This window comes from Vibrio sp. FF266 (genome assembly GCF_041439695.1).
In the GTDB taxonomy this organism is placed as follows: Bacteria; Pseudomonadota; Gammaproteobacteria; order Enterobacterales; family Vibrionaceae; genus Vibrio; species Vibrio tasmaniensis_A.
Map to the genome: position 1 here is coordinate 1 of NZ_JBGOOO010000076.1, position 6394 is coordinate 6394.

Sequence of the window (6394 nt, forward strand, 5' to 3'; positions counted from 1 at the left end):
CCGATAGTACCAACGTTTACGTGCGGTTTCGTACGTTCAAATTTTTCTTTAGACATGGGGTGTCCCTCTAGGTACGGATTAGGTGGCTTAAAATAAGACCACGCAACCAAAAAAAATGGTTTTCTTTATTAAAGGAGAAGAAGCTTTTGACTGGTGCTAATACCCAGAGTCGAACTGGGGACCTCACCCTTACCAAGGGTGCGCTCTACCGACTGAGCTATATCAGCACACAAAATGAGTTGGAGCGTGCAGCGGGAATCGAACCCGCATCATCAGCTTGGAAGGCTGAGGTAATAGCCATTATACGATGCACGCAACACGTAACTCTGTTTGAGCTATTTAACCTTTAGAATATGGTGGAGGGAGACGGATTCGAACCATCGAAGGCAGTGCCGGCAGATTTACAGTCTGCTCCCTTTGGCCACTCGGGAACCCCTCCAAATTTTGAGCTTTCTCTCGCTTACCTTAAAGAAAGGGAGAAAGTGGTGCCGACTACCGGAATCGAACTGGTGACCTACTGATTACAAGTCAGTTGCTCTACCTACTGAGCTAAGTCGGCACAAGTGGGGCGCATTTTATTGAATGATTTTCCACCTTGCAATAGTAAATTGAAAAAAAGTGAAAAATTCTCCTATCAAATTCCTATATACGGCTATTTAGCTCAAGGTTTCTGCCTTTAACCCACATCTAGTACAGGAAGATATTTTATTTATCTATCGCTTGATGTATTTTCCATGCACTTGTTTTGTTATCCACTATAGAGTTTATATGAGCCCATTTATGTCATTTGACCGCGAACGTTGGTCTGAGCTAAGGAATTTAGTTCCGATGACACTTTCTGAGAGCGACTTAAAAGAGCTTCAAGGCATCAATGAAAAGCTCACAATGGAGGAAGCCGTTGAGATCTACCTGCCGCTCTCTCGCCTATTAAATCTCTATGTGGCAGCCAGACAGAATAGAAACTCAGTACTCCATCAATTCCTGGATAAAAACGAGAAAGCACCACCTTTTATCATCGGTATTGCTGGAAGTGTCGCTGTGGGCAAAAGTACAACTGCACGACTGCTTAAAGCCCTACTTTCTCGCTGGGAGAACCACCCAAAAGTTGAGCTAGTGACAACCGATGGCTTCTTATACCCAAATGAGGTGTTAGAAGAAAAAGGATTGATGAGTAAAAAGGGCTTTCCGGAGTCTTACGATATTAAGCGTTTAGTGAACTTTGTTTCGGATGTAAAAGCATGCAAGAGAAATGTCACGGCTCCCGTGTACTCGCATCTTACGTACAACATTACTGATGACGTTAAGTGTGTCGACCTACCAGATGTGCTTATTATTGAAGGACTTAATGTCTTGCAAACAGGCATGAACGATCCACACGAGCCACATCGCGTGTTTATTTCAGACTTCCTTGATTTCTCTCTCTATGTTGACGCTGATAGCCAACAAATCAAAGAGTGGTACGTCAATCGCTTTATGAAATTCCGCGATGGCGCGTTTACCAAACCTGGCTCTTACTTTAGTCATTACACAAAATTATCGAACCAAGCGGCACTGGATAAAGCGGAAGGTATCTGGAGTTCAATTAATGGCTTGAACCTAGAACAAAATATCCTTCCTACACGAGAAAGGGCTCACTTGATTCTACGTAAAGGCGCAGACCATATGGTTGAAGAAGTATTACTAAGAAAATAGTAACACCTTAATCGCCTTTTCTTAGCGATATCTCTCCGCCGATATAGCTCTCGATACCATTCTCAGTTTTGAGTAATACAGCACCTTGTTCATCGATGCCTTGAACAACACCTTCAATTTCTCTAGGTCCAATGATCAACCTAACATTGCGACCTAAGAAATTATCAAAGCGATTCCAACGCTCTACAAAATTCGACATCCCTTTCAACTCATAATCAACAAGAGACTTATCCCAGGCATTGATCAGAGCCTGCGCTAACTGATTGCGATCGGGCACCTTCCCATCACACACTTCTTTAAGAGAAGTCCACGGTTGGCCAATACCTGATGTTGTTGGATCCATGGATAAGTTTAGCCCTAAACCAATCACAATATGAGCAGCGCCACCAGACTGTCCTGACAGCTCTACCAAGATACCAGCGAGCTTCTTGTCATTGTGGTAAAGGTCGTTCGGCCATTTGAGCTTTATACCTTCTACGCCCATCTCTTCCAAAGCTTCAACAACAGCGACACCAACCACAAGGCTCAAGCCCATAGCGGCAGCCATCCCTGCGTCGAGTCTCCAATACATTGAAAGATAGAGGTTTGCACCGAATGGCGATACCCACTCTCGTCCACGGCGTCCACGTCCCGCAGCTTGATATTCAGCAATACAGACAGAACCCGATTCGAGGATGTTAGTACGATCTAATAGGTGTTGGTTTGTTGAACCTATGATTGGAATGAGTTCAAGAGAAGCATCACGACTAACAACAGACAATTTGTCTTCGTCAAGCATATCTAAACGGCTAGCTAGCTTATAGCCCTTGCCTTGAACTCGGTAGATATCTAACCCCCAGTCTTGAATACCTTTAATGTGCTTGCTGATAGCCGCTCGTGATACACCAATCATTTCACCTAGAGCTTCACCTGAATGAAACTCACCGTCAGCAAGACATCTCAATAGTGCAAGCTTGGTACTGTGTTCTCTCATGCCAATGACTCCAAAGCCTTGTCTAGGTTTGTCTCGCAGTCTCGTCCCATAAAACGCACTTCATGTTCCAGTCGAATATCGAATTTATTCAAGACAGACTGACGTACTCGCTCTGCAAGCTTAAGGATATCCACAGCAGAAGCCTTATCATAATTGATGATAACTAATGCTTGGTTTGGGTGAACTTGAGCACCGCCTTCTGTCACGCCTTTGAACTGACATTGATCAATCAGCCAGCCTGCAGCGACTTTGATCATGTCATTGCTCTCATAGCCTACAATGTTTGGGTATAGAGCAAACAGGCGATCAAAATGATCTTTGGTGATCACAGGGTTTTTGAAGAAGCTGCCCGCATTACCTTGGACTCTAGGGTCTGGCAACTTACTTGAACGGATAGCGCATACTTCATCAAATATAGTACGAGGAGAGAGCGTATCGGCTGCTAGGCTTTTTAACGGGCCATAGTGATTGCATGGCTCCCACTCTTTCGGCAACGTTAAACCAATCGCAACAACAATCGCTTTATCGTAGAGAGCGTGCTTGAAAATAGAATCTCGGTAACCAAAGAGACACTCTTCTTTGCTCAATCGCTTAACTGTATAAGTATCCAGACACAGGATATCGACATACTCGCATACGTCTTGTAGCTCAACACCATACGCACCAATATTTTGAATCGGGGCCGAACCTGAACAGCCAGGTATCATTGCTAGGTTTTCTAGACCACCGAGCCCTTTATCCACACTCCATTCAACTAAGTGTGGCCAATCTTCCCCCCCACTAACATGCAGTAGGTGATGACTATCCGTCTCGGTCAACTCAATCCCGGATAATTTGTTCACTATGACCAGACCAGCGAAGTGCTCAGTAAAAAGCATATTACTGCCTTTACCCAGTATTAACTTAGGTAAAGCTGACCATTTAGGGTCTCTGTAAACGGAAATTAATTCTTCGATATTGGTGACTTCAACCAACGTATCACACGTCTGATCTATGGAAAAAGTATGAACATTTTTTAAACTAGCATTGAGATGGAATTGCATGGCGATATTCAATTAACTTACACTGCAGTCATTCTACAGCAGATAAACCAATGGCGCAGTGACTGAATGAACAATGTCATCATTACCCAATTAGACCCAGTAAAGGTTCCCCTAGTTAAACGTTTCTATAAAGAACATTACCCAACGGGAAAAGCTAATAAAAGTGAACTGATCTATTCGTTATTACTGGATAACGAGCTGTGCGGTGTCGTGCGCTTTCGTACAATAGAAAATAATCGCTTACTTACTGGAATGGCGATATCAAAACAACATCGCGGTAAGCAATTAGGCTCCAAACTTATGGATTATTGTGCGCAACATGCACTTACGGAAGACGATTACTGCTTTGCGTACGCTCATCTCACCAATTTTTACGCGCGACACAAATTCGTACAGGTAGAGCCTAAAGATCTGCCAAATGGTTTAAGAGTTTTATACGAGCGCTATTCGAATAGCGGAAAAGATCTCATTCCTATGCATTATCAGCAAAATTGTTAGAGAATGCCTCGATTATCTAGTATTTGATGCTATCCCTTTGGTAAAATTAAAGGTTCGCAATTTTGCATATTTTTAAGGTAAAACAGTCAATATGATTGCCAGTAGGAATCCATTCATACAGTTGCCAACCATAGCGCAGAATCCTGACAAGTTTGAAGTACTACTATCAGCGCAAGAGTTTCGAACTCGTCTACTTGATGAGATATCTCGCGCAACGACTCGTATTAGTTTAGTCGCTTTGTATCTTGAAGATGATGAGGCTGGCCGTGAAATCCTAACTGCCTTATATGAAACAAAGCAAAAGAATCCAGAATTAGACGTAAGCGTTTGTGTCGATTGGCACCGAGCGCAGCGCGGATTGATTGGTGCAGAGTCTTCTGAAGGCAATGCAGCCATGTATAAAGAGTTTGCAGAAAAATATCAGCACTCTGTACCCGTCTATGGCATTCCAGTTCGCGGCAAAGAAGTCTTTGGCGTATTGCATTTAAAAGGCTTTATCGTCGATGACAGCGTGATATACAGCGGTGCAAGCCTCAACAATATCTACCTGAATTACCATGACCGCTATCGCTTTGATCGTTACCATGTTTTAAACAACGCAGCGCTTGCTGATTCAATGTTTACCTACGTACACGAACAGATGGTTGCGGACAGCGCTGTTTATGACCTGGCTGATAAGAACAAGCCTTCGACCAAAGAACTGAAACCAGCTATTCGTCAGTTTCGTGCATCATTAGCAAGGTCTCAGTATCAATTCGATGGTCAAGAGGTTTCAGCAGACCAAGTTGCTGTAACACCATTAGTTGGTATCGGTAAAAGACGTAACCGTCTGAATCAAGGAATCAATCAACTCGTAGCTCAAGCTAAAGATGAAATCTTTATCTGCACACCTTACTTCAACTTCCCACCTAGCCTAGCTAAAGAAGTGAAGAAAGCGCTTAAGCGTGGCGTAAAGGTCAGCATTGTTGTTGGCGATAAGACAGCGAATGATTTCTTTATCTCACCAGAAGAAGAGTTTAAAACGATTGGTGGTCTTCCATACCTTTACGAATTGAACTTACGTCGTTTCGCTAAAGCGAATGAGGCTCATATTGCTAGCCGTAATCTATCAATTCGACTTTGGCAACACGATTCCAACAGCTTCCACCTAAAGGGTATTTGGGTAGATAAGCGCTACATGCTACTAACAGGTAATAACCTAAACCCTCGCGCATGGAAGTTGGATCTAGAGAACGGCATCTTTATCCAAGATAACTACCATCACCTAACAGACAAGTTTCAGGCTGAAGTGGATAATATCCTTCAACACACTCAGCTTATCTGTACCTATAAGCAGTTAGATAAGGTAGAGAGCTACCCGATGGAAGTTCAGAAGTTGATTCGTAAGATCACTCGTGTGAAAGCCGATAGAGTGCTTAAGCAAATACTGTAGTCGGATGTATTAGAAACACTATTTATCAACGCCTAGCATACGCTAGGCGTTTTTGTATCTGCGATATAAATGACTAAATCGTGAAAATCGTTGATAAGTACCACCACCCGAATTCTATCTATTATCTCCTAGACCTCATGGGCTTTTCTTGGATAACTTCTCGCTCCAAACACCCCAAGCAATCACAGCAAATCCAAGACGATTAAAAAAAATCAAAATAGAAACGGTCCTTAAGATCCCCGGTCATATTGGGCTAGAGTGTGTTGATGTCTGGTTTCAAGACGAAGCTAGGTTTGGTCAACAGAACACAACTACACGTCTTTGGGCGACTCGTGAAACGAGGCCTCGTGTGGTAAAACAACAGCAATTTGAATACGTTTATTTGGTTCGGTAGGAATTGATGAAACAACAGTGGTTCTTTGGGTTAACAAGGACATAATGACAAATCACTTAGAGCAGATATCTAAGGCTACTGAAAAAGGACGTCATGCAGTCTTTATTATGGATGGAGTTGGTTGCGAAAACATGATCTAGCAAATCAAAGTTTCACTGGTTATAACGACATTGTTTCCAAGGTTTGTCGCGCTTGGAATGGATTTCTTGAGTGCAAAGATCGCGTCACCAAAATGAGCAGAAAAGATTGGATAAACCTGATCAGTAACTTTCCGGATTGGTATAACAGCAAGACACTTTTTCAAATGTAAAAAAGCCCTGCTATTTCTAGCAGGGCTTTTCTAATAAGTGGCGGAGTGGACG

At 42.9% G+C, this 6394-nt stretch carries 5 protein-coding genes and 4 tRNA genes; 3 read left to right on the forward strand and 6 right to left on the reverse strand.

What is annotated here, in order from left to right; translation table 11 throughout:
- Positions 1-151 precede the first annotated feature (151 nt).
- The 4 genes from ACED59_RS23810 to ACED59_RS23825 form a co-directional block, all read right to left on the reverse strand.
- A tRNA-Thr gene (locus ACED59_RS23810) sits at positions 152-227 on the reverse strand.
- A gap of 13 nt (positions 228-240) precedes the next feature.
- A tRNA-Gly gene (locus ACED59_RS23815) sits at positions 241-315 on the reverse strand.
- A gap of 39 nt (positions 316-354) precedes the next feature.
- A tRNA-Tyr gene (locus ACED59_RS23820) sits at positions 355-439 on the reverse strand.
- A 44-nt stretch (positions 440-483) separates the two neighbouring features.
- Positions 484-559 (reverse strand) — tRNA-Thr (locus tag ACED59_RS23825).
- A 209-nt stretch (positions 560-768) separates the two neighbouring features.
- Between ACED59_RS23825 and coaA the strand changes: the two genes are divergently transcribed.
- Positions 769-1692, forward strand: coding sequence for a type I pantothenate kinase (gene coaA / locus ACED59_RS23830; RefSeq protein WP_009844725.1), 924 nt, complete (start codon positions 769-771; stop codon positions 1690-1692).
- A gap of 7 nt (positions 1693-1699) precedes the next feature.
- Here the strand turns inward: coaA and birA are convergent, their stop codons facing one another.
- Together birA and murB are read right to left on the reverse strand one after the other, a co-directional pair.
- Positions 1700-2665 (reverse strand): bifunctional biotin--[acetyl-CoA-carboxylase] ligase/biotin operon repressor BirA, encoded by a 966-nt coding sequence (birA, locus tag ACED59_RS23835; RefSeq protein WP_017096510.1) that lies wholly within the window; start codon positions 2663-2665, stop codon positions 1700-1702.
- Positions 2662-3708: a UDP-N-acetylmuramate dehydrogenase gene (gene murB, locus ACED59_RS23840; protein ID WP_029223747.1), complete on the reverse strand. Its 1047-nt coding sequence runs from the start codon at positions 3706-3708 to the stop codon at positions 2662-2664. The genes birA and murB overlap by 4 nt, the downstream gene beginning before the upstream one ends.
- Positions 3709-3774: 66 nt before the next feature.
- Between murB and ACED59_RS23845 the strand changes: the two genes are divergently transcribed.
- Entirely contained in the window at positions 3775-4206 is a 432-nt protein-coding gene (locus ACED59_RS23845) for a GNAT family N-acetyltransferase (protein WP_017096508.1), read from the forward strand.
- A gap of 91 nt (positions 4207-4297) precedes the next feature.
- Positions 4298-5638: a CDP-diacylglycerol--serine O-phosphatidyltransferase gene (gene pssA / locus ACED59_RS23850; protein ID WP_017096507.1), complete on the forward strand. Its 1341-nt coding sequence runs from the start codon at positions 4298-4300 to the stop codon at positions 5636-5638.
- Positions 5639-6394: the final 756 nt, after the last annotated feature.

What these genes read in the sequence shown, in the direction of transcription:
- murB (WP_029223747.1), bottom strand. Translation starts at nt 3,708, where the DNA reads ATGCAATTCCATCTCAATGCTAGTTTAAAAAATGTTCATACTTTTTCC.
- birA (WP_017096510.1), bottom strand. Translation starts at nt 2,665, where the DNA reads ATGAGAGAACACAGTACCAAGCTTGCACTATTGAGATGTCTTGCTGAC.
- coaA (WP_009844725.1), top strand. Translation starts at nt 769, where the DNA reads ATGAGCCCATTTATGTCATTTGACCGCGAACGTTGGTCTGAGCTAAGG.
- pssA (WP_017096507.1), top strand. Translation starts at nt 4,298, where the DNA reads ATGATTGCCAGTAGGAATCCATTCATACAGTTGCCAACCATAGCGCAG.
- ACED59_RS23845 (WP_017096508.1), top strand. Translation starts at nt 3,775, where the DNA reads ATGAACAATGTCATCATTACCCAATTAGACCCAGTAAAGGTTCCCCTA.